Source organism: Planctomycetia bacterium, assembly GCA_021413845.1.
Lineage (GTDB): Bacteria > Planctomycetota > Planctomycetia > Pirellulales > PNKZ01 > PNKZ01.
Window position 1 is genome coordinate 1 of record JAIOPP010000025.1, and the last position, 16819, is coordinate 16819.

Annotated in this window: 8 protein-coding genes; 4 read left to right on the plus strand and 4 right to left on the minus strand. The window is 61.5% G+C overall.

Annotated elements, in window-relative coordinates; translation table 11 throughout:
• A partial coding sequence (locus tag K8U03_05230; protein ID MCE9604290.1) for an amidinotransferase occupies positions 1–609 on the plus strand: 609 nt, incomplete at its 5' end.
• Between the two features lie 106 nt (positions 610–715).
• Positions 716–1681 (plus strand): class I SAM-dependent methyltransferase, encoded by a 966-nt coding sequence (locus K8U03_05235; GenBank protein MCE9604291.1) that lies wholly within the window; start codon positions 716–718, stop codon positions 1679–1681.
• 6 nt (positions 1682–1687) lie between these two features.
• On the opposite strand, the gene K8U03_05240 is transcribed toward K8U03_05235, so the two are convergent.
• Positions 1688–3409, minus strand: coding sequence for a hypothetical protein (locus K8U03_05240; GenBank protein MCE9604292.1), 1722 nt, complete (start codon positions 3407–3409; stop codon positions 1688–1690).
• Between the two features lie 368 nt (positions 3410–3777).
• Between K8U03_05240 and K8U03_05245 the strand changes: the two genes are divergently transcribed.
• Complete coding sequence (locus K8U03_05245) at positions 3778–4422, plus strand: DUF1080 domain-containing protein (GenBank protein ID MCE9604293.1); 645 nt, start codon at positions 3778–3780, stop codon at positions 4420–4422.
• 26 nt (positions 4423–4448) lie between these two features.
• On the opposite strand, the gene K8U03_05250 is transcribed toward K8U03_05245, so the two are convergent.
• The 3 genes from K8U03_05250 to K8U03_05260 are packed head-to-tail and all read right to left on the minus strand — an operon-like array spanning position 4449 to position 7883.
• A complete protein-coding gene (locus K8U03_05250; protein MCE9604294.1) occupies positions 4449–5339 on the minus strand; it encodes a cupin-like domain-containing protein in 891 nt (296 codons plus the stop codon).
• A 46-nt stretch (positions 5340–5385) separates the two neighbouring features.
• The gene (locus K8U03_05255; GenBank protein ID MCE9604295.1) at positions 5386–6681 is read right to left on the minus strand and encodes a GNAT family N-acetyltransferase; all 1296 of its coding nucleotides are present in this window, start codon (positions 6679–6681) and stop codon (positions 5386–5388) included.
• Positions 6678–7883, minus strand: coding sequence for a GNAT family N-acetyltransferase (locus tag K8U03_05260; GenBank protein ID MCE9604296.1), 1206 nt, complete (start codon positions 7881–7883; stop codon positions 6678–6680). The genes K8U03_05255 and K8U03_05260 overlap by 4 nt, the downstream gene beginning before the upstream one ends.
• A gap of 458 nt (positions 7884–8341) precedes the next feature.
• Between K8U03_05260 and K8U03_05265 the strand changes: the two genes are divergently transcribed.
• Positions 8342–16813, plus strand: coding sequence for a tetratricopeptide repeat protein (locus tag K8U03_05265; GenBank protein MCE9604297.1), 8472 nt, complete (start codon positions 8342–8344; stop codon positions 16811–16813).
• The last annotated feature ends 6 nt before the right edge of the window (positions 16814–16819 follow it).

The window sequence follows — 16819 nt, forward strand, 5'->3', positions numbered from 1 at the left end:
ACGGCGATCATCTCTCACTTCCGCCACCCACAGCGGCAAGGAGAAGAGCCGATCGATGAGGCTTGGCTGCGCGCGGCAGGGTTCCAAGTCCGCCGCTTGCCGGAAGAGATTTTCTTCGAAGGGGCCGGCGATGCCCTCTTCTGCGGCGACACGCTCTTCGCAGGCTATCGCATTCGGAGCCATGCGCGCGGCCATCAGCTGGTCGGCGCAGAACTCGGGGTGCGCGTGATTCCGTTGGAGCTCATCGACGACTATCACTACCACTTAGACACTTGCTTCTGCCCGCTATCGACGACCACGGCGATCTACTACCCGGCCGCCTTCGACGACTACGGCCGGCAAGTGCTCCGGGAGTTGGTGCCGGAATTGATCGCGGTCGAACGAGACGAGGCCCGCCGGTTCGCATGCAATGCGGTCGTCGTCGGGCGAACGGTCGTGACGAACACCGGTTGCCCCAAGTTGCACGAAGAGCTGCGCCGGCGCTACTTCACCCCGCTGGAAACGCCGCTGGACGAGTTCGTAAAGGCCGGCGGGAGCGCGAAGTGCCTGACGCTCCGTCTCGACGGCGAAGAAGGAGCCGGCTGGAAGCACGCGCCGGCCGGGCGCTAGAAACGATCGGCGGACGGAATCGCTTGACGGGTTCGCCTGCCGTGCGGCATGATTCGTGCGCCATTGCTCTACAGTGCCGTCCATCTCAACGAGAATCGAACGTTTTGTGGCTGAACTCGATCGTCTACTTTCCGGCATCAGCATCTATCAAGATGTCGTCGTCGCCGGGAAGACCGAGCGGAAGGGAGTGCGTGATTGCGAGAGTCGGTGGCAAGCGATCGCGCCGTATCTTCCTGCGCGGGGCGCGCTGCTGGATGTGGGGGCGAACTTCGGTTGGTTCTGTTTGCGCTGGTGTGCCGAAGGGGCCGAGCGAACGGCAGTCGCGTGGGAAGCCGATCTGCGCACGGCGGCCGTAGCGCGGTATGTGCTCGCCTCACATCGGCATGAACGAGTTTGCCTCGCCACGACCACGGCCGAAGCCGAAGCCGTGCGGAAAATGGAAGCGGCGGGCCAGCGCTTCGATGCCGTGCTCTGTCTGTCCGTGCTGCATTGGATTGCGGATCATCGCGAATTCGTCGCCACGCTGGGGCGCATCGCCGATCGGATTTTCATCGAACATTGCGACCCGCGCGAAGAGGGGGCGGGTATCGAACAGCTGCGCCGCGAGATCGGCGACATCGGGCCTTATCTACGCAACCTGTTTCCGGAGTTGCACGTCGAACGGATCGCCGTGTGGGAAGGGCATCGCTCGAAAGAGTATCCGCGCGAGCTCTGGCTCGTGGCTCGCAACGAAAACAAGCCGACGAGCGCCGAAGCGAGCCGCGCGGGTTCGTCGACGAATGGGGGAATCTTCGCCGGCGCGGTCTTGCCGCTCTCGGTCGTTTGGCCGCCGCGCTCTTGGTGGCGCGAACGGCTTGACGAGACGTTGCTCGAAGCTGACGGCCGGACGGTGTTCACGCCGCACGGGATCCGCTGCCGAGTCGAAGAAGAGGTTGATGCGAAGGGGGCCGTCGTCGATGATCCCGACGAGATTCGCAGCGCCATCGCGAACATGCCGGAGCGGGGTGTGACGACGCTCCGAAGGCGGCTGGCCCGTTGGTTGCATGCCGCGCGACGACGACTGACGAGGTGAGAACGGTTACGGCCGTTCGAGCATCATCACGTTGTTGTCCGCAACTTGGAACAGCGGTCGGTAAGGGGTGTTGTGGATCCCTTCGCGTGCGCGACCGAAGTACCACACGATGTTCATCGACAGGCCCCACGATTCGGCGGCGGTGCCGTTTCCTTGTTGGCCGGCCGGCGGCATGATGTAGTTGAAGCCGCCGACGAGATCGGTTCGGTTCGACATCGGAACGCGGAAGTCGGAGCCGATGATCGTGAGGTTTTGGCTGGTGAAACCGCCCCAGAAGCGACCTTGGCCGCCGTACTTGGTCGTGTAGCGATAGAAGAAGTTGTACATGTCGCTCGGCGTGATCGTTTGGTTCGCGACCATGTTGAAGATGGTGAAGCTCACCTCGTCGGACTTCGTGCCGAACACGCCCCAGAAGCCGAACTCATGTCCCCGGCCGGTGAGCCAACTGGTTTCGAGTCGGACCTGAGCATACGTGGCTTTGGTGTAAAAGTTGTCGGTCGTCCAATCGTAGGCGACGCCCCATTGCAGGCCGCAGCCGCGATAGGCACGATGGAAAATCGCACCGGTGACGAACACTTGTTCGCGAGCCGACGAGCCGAAGATGTTGCCCGAGAGATCGCTCTGCGCCCAACGGGCACCGAATTGATAGCCGATTCCGCACTTCGGATACGGCACGATCGCGCCGGCGAGATTGAACCCTTCGTTGAAGCCGAAGTTGCCGTTGATTCCTAAGTCGAGCGGACCTTTGAAGCCTTGCGTGCCGCCGAAGACGGAAGCTTCACGGAACAAGAAGCCGAGGCAGTTTTGCAAGCAGCGTGCGACCTGACCGCAGCCGATACGGTGGTGTCCGTAGAGACCGCATTCCGGGCAGCGCGAAGGATCGCCCCATTCGTCTTGGCTGCATGTCCCCGAACCGCAGTTGCCGGCCGCACAGTTGCCCGACACGCACGACGAGCGGTCTCCTTGACCTTGAGCACCTTCGTAGTCGGGATCGAGGTGGATGTCTCCTTGCAGGTATTGGGAGCCGTCTTGGGTGAGGTCGCCGTGATACTCGGTGCCGTCTTCGTTGTAGATCGGGCCGCTGAATTTTCCTTGGTTGCCCGAAACGCTATCGGGCACCGGCACGACTTCTCCGCGAATGGTTCCCGGCACCTGAGCGCGAGAGGTCGCCGAGCGTGGAGCGGGGGCTTGGATGATGCCGTTGGCATTGCTGCCGGAGCCGATCGGGCCCCCTTCGGTGATCTTCGGCGGACCGACGAGTTTCTCGCCGTCGGCGAGCCGGATGTTGTAGTCGGTAAGCGTTTGCGTGCCCGACTGCGAGCCGGCCTGATGCGCGACTTGGCGGGCATCGGAGCGGCCGGTGAAGTTCGAGCGACCGGCGGGAGCACGTGAAGGGACCGAGTGGAAGTGCGTGGCTTGCGATTGCGTGGCCGGGGCCGGCTTCGAGCGAGCGGCGGCAGGAGAACGATTCGTCGTGGTCGGAGCGGCTGGGCTTTGTTGCCAGTCGGGCCGGTAGGAGGCATCGGCGGTTTGCGTACTGCGAACGGCCGAGCTGTGCATGGCCGGGGTTGCGTAGTCGACCGTGGCTTCGCTAGTGCCTGCCGTCGCGGCACGGGTCGGAGCCCACTTGCTGTTTTGAGCGCGGCTCTGGGTCGACGCGAATGCCGCCGTTAGGAACAGTGCGGCTGTCGCGAGACGCGAGGCGGAGCTGAGATCGGCAAATGTCATAGAATCCCTCACAAAGCTGATACGTGCTCGAAAAGTGAGCCTGCACGAGTTGTCAGGCGTATATTCGGAAAGACCCTAACCGGAACTTTCGTTAAAACCGGAAAAGTTCTCGTAATCGGAAAAGTCTGACTATTCGACGCAGTCTAAAGACAAGCTTGTGCATGCATGAGAGAGGCTGATTACCAACCGAAGCCGGTCTTTGCACAACTTAGGCAGAACGCCTAGACATGAACCGCAGCCGAGGCCATGCTAGCGGCCTGGGTAAATTAGTGAAGAAGTCGCTCGGTACTGTGCTGTCTCTATTAGGAGTTTTGATCGTGAACGTTCGATCCGTTGTGCATGGTGCCGCGTTGGTTTTCCTCGGCGGCATGCTGACGAATTTTGCCCAAGCCCAAAATACGAAAGAAGAAGGCTTTCGGCCGTTGTTCGACGGCAAGACGCTCGGCGGTTGGGTGCAGCGCGGCGGCAAAGCGAAGTACACGATCGAAAACGGCGAGATCGTCGGCTCGAGTGTCGCCGGAACTCCCAATAGTTTTCTCTGCACCGATCGCGATTACGGCGACTTCATCTTAGAAGTCGAGTTTAAAGTCGATCCCGCCTTGAACTCCGGAATTCAGATTCGAAGCCAGATATTCGATAGCGAGAAATCGGTCGAGATCGGCGGGAAGAAAATCACGATCTCCGCCGGTCGGGTGCATGGTTACCAAGTCGAGATCGATCCTTCGGATCGCGCCTGGAGCGGCGGCATCTACGACGAAGGGCGGCGCGGTTGGCTCGTCGACTTGAAGGGGAACGCGGAAGCCCGCAAAGCCTTCAAGCAAGGGGAGTGGAATAAGTATCGCGTCGAATGCCAAGGGAGCTCGATCAAGACGTTTATCAACGGAGTCGCCGCGGCCGACTTGAAAGACGACGTCACGCCGAGCGGTTTCATTTCCTTGCAGGTTCACTCGACGAAGAACCCGAAGCCGCTAGAAGTGCGCTGGCGAAACATCAACATCCGCGAGTTGAAGTAGCTCGCGAGAGTAGTGCGACGACGCAGTTACTTTGCGTCTTTCATTCCGGCGATTCGCTTCGCAGCCCGCACTCCTCCGACGAAAGCGAGCTTCATCCGATCGCGCAGGGCCGACGCACCGACGTTGCTCGGCTTCACCCCGAGCTTGCGCAGCGACTTGTTCAGGCGATGCAGCGAGCGGCGATCGGTCGAGTCTTTCGTTTGAAACGTCACGCTGAACGAGATCGACACTTCGGGCCCGTTCTGCACCCAATGCGGCGCGGCCACCGGGAAGTGCAACCCATCGCCGGCGAGCAACTCGAAGCGTTCGCTGCGCGTGTTGTACCAATCTTCGAACGGCAGATTGCGATGGCCGCCGGTGAAGAACGCCTCGAGATTTTCTTCGGTGAGAATCTCGCGGTCGTTCTGCGGAAACATATGCACGGTCTTCCGCCCGCGGATTTGCAGCAGGAAGTTGTTTTCCGGATCGATATGGTAAGGCGTCACGGAGCCCGGCGACGAGATGAAGATGAAGCCGGCCTGATGTTTCATGCCCGGCGATACATGATCGGAAAGCCCGCGAATCTCCGCGAGGCAGCTGCCCAGTAGGTCCGAATATTCTTCATCGAGCTCGACGTTCTTCAGCACCATCCAGGAGCGGCATTCTTCGATGCGGCGAATCGTGTCGGGAATCGAGAGGCCGTTGAGCGGCGTCTTCGTCGGATCTTGCGAGACCGGGAGTTCGCCCGAGTTGTACTCGACCTTCTTCGCCGGCAACTTCTGAGCGAGCTCGATCAATCGCGGCAGCGAGAACAACGGGTGATCGCTCAAGTGGTGGCCGATCGTAAACGGGCTGCGATTGAACTTCGCGTCGAACGTGCTCTGATCGAGATTCGCAAGCAGGTTGCCGGTCGACGAGCGGAGAAGTTGTGGCGTCATAGGTTCCTCGGAGCGTATTGAGATGTGCTTGTTGTTTTTGAAGGTCTTAGTGCTGCGAATTCGTTTTCGAGGCCGCCCGACCGCCGGCAGTTTCGCGATGCTTCCCGCGCGACAGCTTCGACTTCACCCAGCGCACCAGCGGCATCAGCGAAACCGCGAGGTCGCCATAGCGGGCCCCGGTGGAAACGACGAGCGATTGCCGAATCGTCCGCTCCGGCCAAAGCGGGTTGATCATCGGATGGTCGGGTACGGCGCACGAATCCATCCATTCGATGCCGCGCTCGTGCAACTCGCGAATCAAAGCCAATTCGAGCAGTAGGCCGGGAGAATGCTCGGCGAACTTCTCGTCGTACGCGATCTTGAAGCTGTAACCGCCGTCGCCGGTCATGAAGTTGCAGATCATCGCGATCGGTCGGCCGTCGAAGTCGAGCCGGCCGAGCAGCAGCTTGTCGGCCATCGCGCCGCCGTGAAGCATGTCGCGAAAGAAGCGTGAGTGTCGTTCGTCGGAGTCGAGCGCCGTTTGCGAATCACCCTTCCAGCCGCCCGCTTCCAGCCGAAGAAACGCATCGACCCAAGCGTCGACATCGTCGTGGTCGCGATACCAGGAGGTGGTCAGCGTGCCCGTTTCGGCGAGGCGGCGTTCCGTGCGCTGAATGCTTTGGCGCTTCTTCCGCGACAGGCTCGTCTTCAAAAACGATTCGGCATCGGCGGCGCGGCGAAACAAAGCGCGCGTTTGCAGGTCTTTCGTAAACACCGGCCGGCGCGCGGCGTAATTCGACTCGATCAACGCGCGCTGGAGCGGCCCGTCGCCGGCGATCATCGGCAGGTGGACGACTGCGGCACCTTCCGGCGACGTGGCGGCCGCCGTGAAGAAGTAGTCGAGCACCTCGCCGACGCAATCGCGGCGCACGAGCGGAGTGCCGAGAAAGCAGTGTGGGTGTCGCCAAAGTTCCCAACAGCGTATAGGCAGACCATAGAACGACCGCCGACGAATGATCGGAAACAGTCCGCAGATCACTTTCGGACCTTCCGGATGCACGCGCTTCGGAGCTTCGATGACTAGCAGTTCGACCCGTTCGTCTTGCGCCAAACTGCACCAAGCCGGCAGCAGAAACCACGGCTCGAAAAACGAATTCGGCTCGATGGCCGTCGCGACCAAGCGTTGCCATGCCGGCTCTAATTGGCCGAGCATGTCGGGCTGGGTCTCGAACCGATGCGTGAACTCGAACAGGGGCAGATCCGGCTCGTCTTGGCGTGGCGGGGCGGCCCGATCGGTGGCGAGCTTACGCGCTTTCTGGGCGAGCGATACGGCAAGTGAGTCGGCCATGGCGTGCAGCGTCATACTTCGACGAGCTCCTTCGTGGCGAGCGGTTGCGCACTATCGCCGGTCGTAGAACTCGGCGCGCGTTGGTTCCTGATCGGCTGCGACGTGCCGGCCTTCGCACGATATCCGCGCCATGCGCGACTGAGATTCCGTGCCGCAACGAAAGCGGTGTCGCGAATTCTCGAAACGGTGCGGGGCGACACGCAGCGCAGCCGCGCCAACGGCACTGGTCGGCCGTTCCAATCGGCTTTATACGATTCGTCGCCGCGCAGGAAATCGAGCGTCGCGAAACCGGAAGCGATGAGCTGATCTACGGTGAAGCTATACAGCAAGTGCCCCGGCTCCAGATGCGCAAATGCGGGATCGAAGCCCGACTGATACATGTATGCGGTCTCGCGACCGAGCAGATACATCTGAATCGAAATCGGCACCCCTCGCTGCGTACACCACATGAGCCGGACGTTGCCCAACGGCGCAATTCGATCGACCGCGCTGCGCAGAAAGCGCTCGAACGTCGGATCGGTAAAGCACCCTCCGCCGACGACTTTCTCTTGAAACCGGCTTTGATGCAGACGGACGAAGTCGTCCCAGATCGCGGCGATTTCGTCCGGCTGCGCGGCCGAATGGAAAGCGATCTCGGGATCTTCGGAGCGGCGTCGCGCTTTGTGAATCTTGCGGCGAATGGTTCGATGTGTCGAGGCGACGAACTCGTTCCAGCTGCCGGGCAGCGAGGTCGTCCAACTCGATTCGAGCTCATCGGTCGAAATCGCGAAGCCCTGTTTTTTCAGACCGGCGACGAGCGACTTTAGCGACGGTTCGCCGATGTCGATCCCTTCCAGTTCCCAAAGATCGATCGGGCCGATGCCGGCCGCTTTCCAAGCCGCAGGATCGAGCAGCGCGGCCACGATGGCATCGATGTGGTTCGCGTCGTCGGTCGGGCCGAGCAGGATGCGGCGATAATCGGTGCAGGCCTTGCCGCTGCCGAGAAATTGGAGCACATGCCCCTGTACGCTTCGCCGGACCAAGTAGAACGGAGCGATGGCTACGATCGTGCCTGCCTCGCGCACGACGCCGAGCGCCAGCCGGCCGCCGCGTCGAAACTCGTGCCACCACGCGTAGCTCCACTCCCAGCCGTTGAGCGGGTCCTCGCCGGCAAGGCGATTCCAATCTTCGCGCAAAGAGGCGAAGCCGGCATCGCAGCGGATGATTTCGAGTTGCATCGAGGTTCGACCGAGGAAGAACGGGACCGTAGATCGCTAAATGTAGTGCGCTAAATCCGGCTGCGGCCGATAGGGACGCAACGGCCTAACGGAATGCTCCGTCAACGCACGTCAAACCTAGCTTAGAAACGTACGTCGGGCGGGCAGGTGTGGAGGTCCGCGGCCGGCGAAAGGCGGCGAGGTACGCCAATGATGCCGAAAGGCAACGTAAACGGCTGCCGATGCGTCGAAAAGCAGCGATTTTGCCGGCTCTGTTGAGGAAATTCCGTCGAAGTGCGGAAACTTTATCTCGGTTCGCGGCGTCTGATCGTCGGGCGGCACTCCCGGACCTCGCGCCTCGTCCTTCCGCACGTATCTCCCCGTTCGGCGGCTAGTTACATTGGGCGTTGAGCAACCGAGCTATCTTGTATTGGCCGGCATCTCTCGTCGTCGTTGAGAAATCATTGAGGAATCCGATCATGCGGTTCTCGCACTCCGTCTTGTTTCATGGCGTGGCTTGCACGGCGTTCCTTTCGTCTTCCTGGACGTTGCCGACGTCCGTCCTTGGTGCGGATGCACCGGAGACGACCTCGGCTAAGCCGCTCGGGAATAAGGCGGCTGCCGAAAAACTCCCTTGGGACGACGCCGAACCGATTCCCACGCCGATCGCCGAGCGCTTGCAAAGCCGCGATTATGCCGCAGCGGTGGCGATGCTCGATAAGCTCGCCGCCGAGCCCAAGGCCCCGCGCGCCCGCTTGCTCTATGCCAAAGGGCGCGCCTGGCATCAGGCCGGCAAGTTCGATGACGCCATCGCGGCGTTCGGAGTCGTCGAGAAGGAATTCCCGACCGATGTTTGGGCTCGCCGCGCGCGCTTCGCTCGCGCCGTCGCGCTGGCGAAGAAAGGGGACTTCGCTTCGGCCGAAGTCCTGTATCGGGCCGAGGCCGAATATCTCCTCTCGCACGAACGAAAGCAGGAACTGGCCGACGTCTATTTAAGCTTCGCCCGCAAGTATGCGAAGCCGCGCGATGAGAAGAGCCCGGCCGATCAACCGCCCCCCGACTTCGGCAAGGCGTTGCAATTCTTTTCCGCCGCCTTGGAGTTGGGACCGAAGCCGAGCTTGCGCCCGGAAATCGAACTTCAAATGGCCGATTGCCATCGGCTCTCCGGCAACTTACCCGAAGCCATTACGCGCTACGTGAAGTTCGTCAAAGAACGCCCCAGCGACGAGCGAATCATCGAGGCCCGATTTCGCTTAGGCGAAGCGCAACTAGCCGCGGGGAATCCTCAAGAGGCGCGGCATGCTTGGCAAGACCTGCTCGCGCTCGTGCCGGCCGATCGGAAGCCGGCCCGTCCGGAAGACGAAGACTTTCTGGCTCAAGCGGCGTTTCAGATCGGCACCACGTACGGCATGCCGACGCCGGCGAACGACGACGATCTTGCGCTCGGCACGACGGCGCTCGAGGCGATGATCGAACGCTTCCCCGACCACAAGCTGGCGGGGAAGGCGCGCGTGGCGCTGGTGCGGAGTCGGATCGTGCGCGGACGCTTCGCCGAAGCGACCGCCGCGGCCGAGTTGTTTCTCAAAGACACGAAGCGCGCCGCTTCGGACGAAGCGGCCGACGTGCGCAATCTGATGGGGTTTGCGCTCCGGCAACAAAAGAAGTTCGTGGAAGCACTCGCCGCCTGGCGAGATTTTCTGTTGAAGCACCCTTCGGATGCGCAGTGGAGCGCGGTTCAGCAGCGGATCATCGAAACGGAATACCTGATCGGCTGGGAGGCCTTCGAGAAGAAAGACTACGTCGAAGCGCGTAAGCAATGGAATGAATTTCTCATTCGCTATCCGCTCGATCCTCGGAGCCCGATGATTCTCTTTCAGTTCGGCCGTGCGGAATACTTAAACGAGAAGTGGGACGCCGCGATCGAGCAATGGCGCAGGCTCGTCTCGAAGTACCCGGGCCACGAGATTTCGTCGCAAGCGCAAATGCTCATCGGCATCCTCTTCGAAGAGAAGAAACACGACCCGATCATGGCGATGGCCGAGTTCGTGAAGGTGACGTGGGGCTCGCAGGTCGGCGTCGCCCAAAACCGCATTGCGCAACTCCGAGCCAAGCGCCTTACCGTCGCCACGGAGCGGATTTTCCGCACGTCGGAAACGCCCTATATTAAGCTCGATTCACGAAATATCGACAAGGTGACGGTGCGTGTCTACACGGTCGATCTGGAAACCTACTTCCGCAAGATGCACCTCGCGCGCGGCATCGAATCGCTCGATCTAGCGTTGATCGATCCCGATCGGACCTTCGAGTTCACGGTGCCTGAGTACGGCGAGTTCAAGCCGTGTGAAAGTCGGATCGAGTTGAAGTCGGAAGACTTGGCGAAGGCCGCCGACGCCGCGAAGCCGAGCGTCGTCGCCGTGACGATCGGCAGCAAGACGCTCGAAGCGACGACGCTCGTGATTCGCAGCGATCTCGACATGATCGTGAAGAGTTCGCGCGACGAGGTCTTCGTGTTTGCCGAAAACATGCTCACCGGCAAGCCGTGGCAGGGGGCGAGAGTTCTCGTTTCCAACGGCACTGAAGTGGTCGCCGAAGGAACGACGGCCGCGGACGGCACGTTCCGTGGCTCCTACAAGCAACTCCACAATGCGAAAGATGTGCGCGTCTTCGCCGCGTCGGACGGCAACACGGCGTCGAATGTCGTGTCGCTCAGCGGTGTCGGCGTCGGGCAAGGATTGCAAGAGCGAGGCTTTCTCTATACCGACCGAGGCGGCTATCAGCCGGGACAAGTCGTGCATGTGCGCGGCATTCTGCGCGGCACCGCCGACGATCGTTACGTCGTGCTGCCGAAGAAAAAGTACCGCTTCGAGACCTACGATGCGCGCAATCGATTGATTCACGGGGCGGAAGTCGTCACGGGGGACTTCGGCACGTTTCACACCTACTTCACGCTCCCGTCGATCGCCGCTCCGGGCGACTATCGAATTCAAGTGTGCGATATCGACGGGCGCGCCTTTCAAGGGAGCTTCCGAGTCGAAAATTACGCACTCGAACCGGTGCGGTTGTCGATCGATTTGCCGCGCAAAGTTTATTTCCGCGGCGAAGAAATCACCGGCACGATCAAAGCCGAGTATTACTACGGCACGCCTCTCGCCGGGCGAGAGATTCGCTACACGTTCGGCGACGGGCGAGTCGAATCGGCCCTGACGGATGCCCAGGGGAAAGTTGCGGTGAAGTACCCGACGCGCGAGCTGCGCGAACATCAAACGCTGACCCTCTCCGCACAATTGCCGGAACGCAACCTCGGCGCCTCGGCCGATTTGCTGATCGCGGTGCGGGCGTTTTCCGCCGCGATCAAGCTCCCTCGCGACGTCCTGACGACCGGGGAATCGTTTGCGGTCGACGTCTCGACGAGCTCGGCCGACGGGAAACCGACCGGCGAAAAGCTCACGCTCAAAGTCTTCGAGAAGACCACGGTCGAAGGGAAGCCGGGAGAGCGCGAAGTGCGCACGCTGGACGTCGCCACGGACGCGAAGACGGGCATCGCTCGCGTCACGCTTACGCTCGAACAAGCCGCTTCGTATGCGCTGCGCGTCGAAGGACGCGATCGCTTCAGCAATCCGGTCACGGCGAGCCGCGACATTCTCGTCTCCGGCGATGAAGACACCGTGCGGCTCCGGATTCTGGCCGACGAGCATTACTACAAAGCCGGCGACGAGGCGAAGTTCCGCGTCCATTGGCGCGAAGCGCCGGCCTTGGCTTTGGTGACGTTTCAAGGAGTGAAGATTCTCGACTACCGGCTCGTGCAATTGAAGACCGGAGACAACATTCTCGAACTGCCGTTGTCGGAACGCTTCGCGCCGAACTTTCAGTTGGAAGTGAACGTGATGACCGACGTACGCGACACGGCGAAGGCCGACTTGGTCGACGCGAAGGGGAGGCAGGAAGTCGCGAAAAAGAAAACGCGGTTGCACGTGGCGACGAACGAATTCTACGTCGATCGGGCACTCACGGTGAAGGTCGAGACCAAGCGCAAGGCCGGGGCGACCGGTCCGATTGCGCCGGGAGAAACCGTCGACGTGACGGTGAGCACCTTGGACGGGCAAGGGAAGCCGGTCGCTGCGGAAGTCGGTCTGGCGCTGATCGATCGGATGAACTTCGACCGCTTCGTCGGCAATCGGTCGTCGTTCGGCAAGTTCTTCAACGGCGTGCCGCGCACCGCTGCGATGCGGACGACGTCGAGCATCGAGTTCGATTATCGCCCCGCGACGGCGTCGATCAACGCGCGGCTCCTGTCGGAACAAGAACGCCTCGAGATTGCCGAACAAGAAAAAGACTTACGGACCTCGTTGGCAACCGCTTCGCAGTCCGGTGGAATGGGCGGCGGTGGTGGCGGCGTCATGGCTCAACAGAACGCTCAAGCTGCGGAATCGGATGGCCTCTTTCAAAACGGCGTGAACCTCGGCAGTGTGGTGCAGCAGGATAATATCCAGAACTTTGCGTTTTACGTCGGGCGCGAGGACGAAGCACGGATGGCCGGAGTCGGCGTGAACTCGAATGCGGGAATGTATCAAGGACAGACGACGATCGTCGCCGGCACGGCCGTCAACAGCCCGGCTCCTGCTGCCGCACCTTACGCGAAGCCGATGGAAGCGAAGCGAAAGCAGCTCCAGCCGCAATCGGACGCAAAAGGAAACGCTCTCAATCGCGAGAGCGCCGCTAAGGCGGACGTAGATCGGAGTGGCGCGTTCGATCAACCGATCTCGGCTCTCGCGACCGAACTCTTTTTCGACGGTTCCCAACTGCAAGATCGCGAGATCACGGTGCTCAACGGCGGAGTGTTGTCGAACCTCGATCGGGCCGTATTGAGCAACGATGCGCAGAAGAAAGAACTCTTCGAGAGTCTGAAGCGGCAAGGGGCGCTGCTGCTTCTCAGCGACGGCTTGCAAGAGACGGCCTATTGGAACCCCGCGATCACGACCGATGCCACGGGTAAGGCCGTGATTACGATCACCCTGCCTGAGCGCTCGACGGCTTGGAAGTTGCTCGCGCAAGGTGTGACGATGGATACGCGCGTCGGCGATGCCGAGAGCGAGTTGATCGTGAAGAGCGAGTTGTTCGGTGAGTTTGCGCTGCCGAATATCGTGACCGATGGAGATAAGCTGGATGTCGTCGCGACGATCCACGACGATCGGGCCCGCACGGCCGATCAACCGCAGCCGGCGATCGAAGTCACGCTCAAGACCGTGATCGGCGGCAAGAGTACGGAAGAAAAGCGAACGCTGGAAGCCGGCCCCGGCGGCACGGCGACTCTCCGCGAACTTTCGTTTCCGATCGCGATCGACTTGCCGAAACCCGCTGCGGCCAAGGAAGCCGGCGAGAACAAAAAAGGGAGCGCCGACTCTCCGTTGCCGACGACGGCGGAGGTGACCTTGTCGCTTACTTCCGGTGGGCAACGCCACCAGGTGAGCCGCAACGTTCCGATTCGTCCGTATGGTTTTCCCGTCGTCGCAGTCGACGGAGGAACCACGACCACCGGGACGACGGTTTGGATCGAGCAACCCGCCGACATGACGATCGAACGCCCGCGATTGGAGGTCGTCGTCGGCCCGAACGTCGACCGGAGCTTGTTGGAGATCGTGCTCGGCGGTCGGCGCTGGTGCGACTTGCACGAACGCTACGCGACGCCGCTGGAAACATCGTCGAGCGATCTGCTGGCCGGTGTGGCGTTGCAAAAAATGCTGAATACGACGCGCGACAAAGGGACGCCCGAAGCCGCCGAGCTCGACGCCCGCATTCGTTCCGCTTGCGGCTACTTGGCTTCGGCGCAGAACGACGACGGCGGTTGGAGTTGGTCGGGTGCCGGCGGCAACAGCAATCGCTATGCTTCGGCCCGCGTCGTGTGGGCTCTGAGCGTTGCGAAGGCCGGCGGCTACGCCTTCGCGCAAGAGACGTTCGACAAAGGAATTAATTATCTCGCGGCGCAGCAAGCGGCCGTCGCCGATGACGACCTTGAAGGCAAAGCCGTGGTGCTCCATGCACTGGCCGAAGCAGGGCGGGGCGATTTCGCCGTCGCGAATCGGTTGTTCCGAAGTCGAGGAACGATGGCTCAAGCGGGCATCGCCTACTTGGCGCTGGCGCTCGCGAAGATGGACCATGTGCCGATGGCGGCCGACCTGCTCACGACGTTCCAAGGACGCGAGCCGGTGGCTGTTCCAGCCGCCGCTCCTGCTGCCGCCGGCGCCGCGAAGCAAATCGACGCTAGTGGGCTCTCTACTGCACGGAGCGGAGCGACGGAAGTTCGAGCCCTCTACGCGCTCGCGCTGTTGCGATCGGGCATCGACGTCGCGAAGCAAAAGGAAGCGGTCGATTGGCTGCTCTCGCATCGCGCCGGCAATCGTTGGTCGCCGGAGAAGGCGACCGGTCCGGCTGCGGCGGTGTTGGCCGAGTGGTTCGCGAAGCATCGTCCCGGGGGCGAACGGTATAAGCTCGCCGTCGTCGTCAACAACTACGAAGCGGCGAATCTGGAGATCGATCCGAACGGCCCGATGCAGACGATCGAGATCGACGCCAAGCATCTCGTCGCCGGCAAACAGAGGATTCAACTCCTCATGACGGGCCGGGGGCACTTGGCCTATCAATGCGTGCTCGGCGGATTCGTCGCTGCCGAGAAGATCAAGCCGACGGCCCGCCAGTTCTACGTGCATCGCTATTGGGAACCGGCGCCGGTCGAATTCGAAGGCAAAGAATTGCCTCGCGGCTTCGACGTTGCGAGCGGCAACATTACGTCGTTCCGCAATCCGCTCACGCAATTGCCGATCGGCCGCCGCGGGCGAATTCAGATTCAAGTGGCTCGGCACTTCCCGAAGGGAAATCCGCCGGACGACCAGCTGGAATATCTCGTCGTGCGCGAGCCGATCCCCGCCGGTTGCTCGGTCGTCGAGCAATCGATCAAGGGGGGCTTCGAGCGCTACGAATCGTTGCCGGGCGAGTTGGTGTTTTACGTCGGCAATCGTCGCTATCCCGAGACGATTTCGTACGAGATCGTGGGGACGAGCGCCGGCGATTTCCGCACCGCGCCGACCATCGTCGCCGATGCATATCGTCCGGAAGATTTCAACATCGCCACCGGAGCGCCGCTCAAGGTCTTGGCGCGCGGACGAACGTCGATCGACACTTATCGCTGGAGCCCCGACGAGTTGTATGCTCTGGGAAAACGAAACTTCGAGAAGCGAGATTGGGAAACGGCGCGCAAACATCTCTTGGAGCTTACCGCCGGCTGGTCGCTCGATCCGGAGCCGTATCTCGATTCGTTGAAGATGCTGCTCGACGTCCATCTCGAGCTCGCTCGTCCGGCCGAGATCGTGAAGTACTTCGAGTTGGTTAAAGAGAAGTCGCCGAACATGGAGATTTCGTTCGACAAGATTCTCAAGGTCGGCGCGGCCTATCATACCCTCGGCGAATACGAACGGAGCTATCTGGTGTTCCGCGCCACGGTCGAAAGCAGCTTCGCTCGCGATGCGGCGGTCGCCGGCTTCTTAGACGCGCAGGGAGAATTCTTGCGCAGCGTCGACGTTATGCGCCGGCTACTCGGCGAGTACCCGCCGGAACCGTATGCGGCGGCGGCCGAGTATGCGCTGGCGCAGCAAGTGTACGGCTACGCTCCACGCGTTGCGGGCGATGCGAAACTGCGTGAACGGAAGCTCACGCGGCTGGCGCTGGTCGCTGCGGGCGAACGGATGCTCGACAACTTCCTGACGGCCCATCCCGACGATCCGGCGGCCGATCAAGCGGCTTTCGCCGATGCGAACGCGCTGTTGGAAATGGAACAATACGACCGCGCCGTGGCGAAGTGTCTCGCGTTCGTCGAGCGCTACCCGAAGAGCGAGTTCGTGGATAGCTACTGGTATGTCGTCGGCTATAGCCACTTCGCGGCCGGCCGGCCGGAAGCGGCGCTCGAGATCTGTCGCAAGGTCGCCGAGATGAAGCACGTCGACCCGAGCGGACGCGAAACGGAGAGCCGGAACAAGCAGCGGGCGATCTACATTCTCGGCCAAGTTTATCACAGCCTCGGCAAAGCGGCCGAAGCGATCCGGGAATACACGCGCGTCGCCGACCAGATTCCCGACGCGAAGCTCGCGATCGATTACTTCGCGCATCGCACCATCTCGCTGCCCGAGGTGACGACGATTCGTCCGCAAGATCCGGCGAAGGTGGTGCTTAAGTTCCGCAACGTGCCGAAGTGCGAGGTGAAAGCGTATCGGATCGACTTGATGAAGTTCAGCCTGCTGCGGCAAAACCTCAGCGCGATCACGCAGATCAATCTGTCGGGCATCCGTCCGTTGCACGAAGCGACGATCGAACTCGGCGACGGCAAAGACTACCGAGACCGCGAGCATGCCTTGCTCTTGCCGATCCAGGAAGAGGGGGCTTACCTCGTCGTATGCCGCGGCGACAACTTGCACGCCAGCGGCTTCGTGCTGATCAGCCCGCTTAAGGTCGAGGTGCAGGAAGAAGCGGGGAGCGGGGAAGTGCGCGCGACGGTGAAGAACGTGGCCGACGATAAGTTCGTGTCCGACATTCACGTCAAGATCATCGGCTCACGCGACGGCGAGTTCAAAGCCGGCGAGACCGATTTACGCGGCGTGTTCGCGGCGGAGCCGATCTCAGGACATTCGACCGTGATCGCGCAGGCGGGAACGAATCGCTACGCGTTCTATCGCGGCGAGGTCGATCTGTTGCCGCGTCCGGTGCCGAACGCCCCCCCTACGACTGCGCCGCAGCAGCAACAGCAGCGCCAGGCCGCTCCCGGCAAGAAAGCGGCTGGCAAGGAGTATCTGCTCGAAGAATTGCAACGAGGCAATAACATGAACCAGCAGATCCAAATCGACAACTTGCGCAACAACTACTACAACAACCGCGACAACGGGGTGCGCGCGAAGGCGGCGTTCTGATCCATA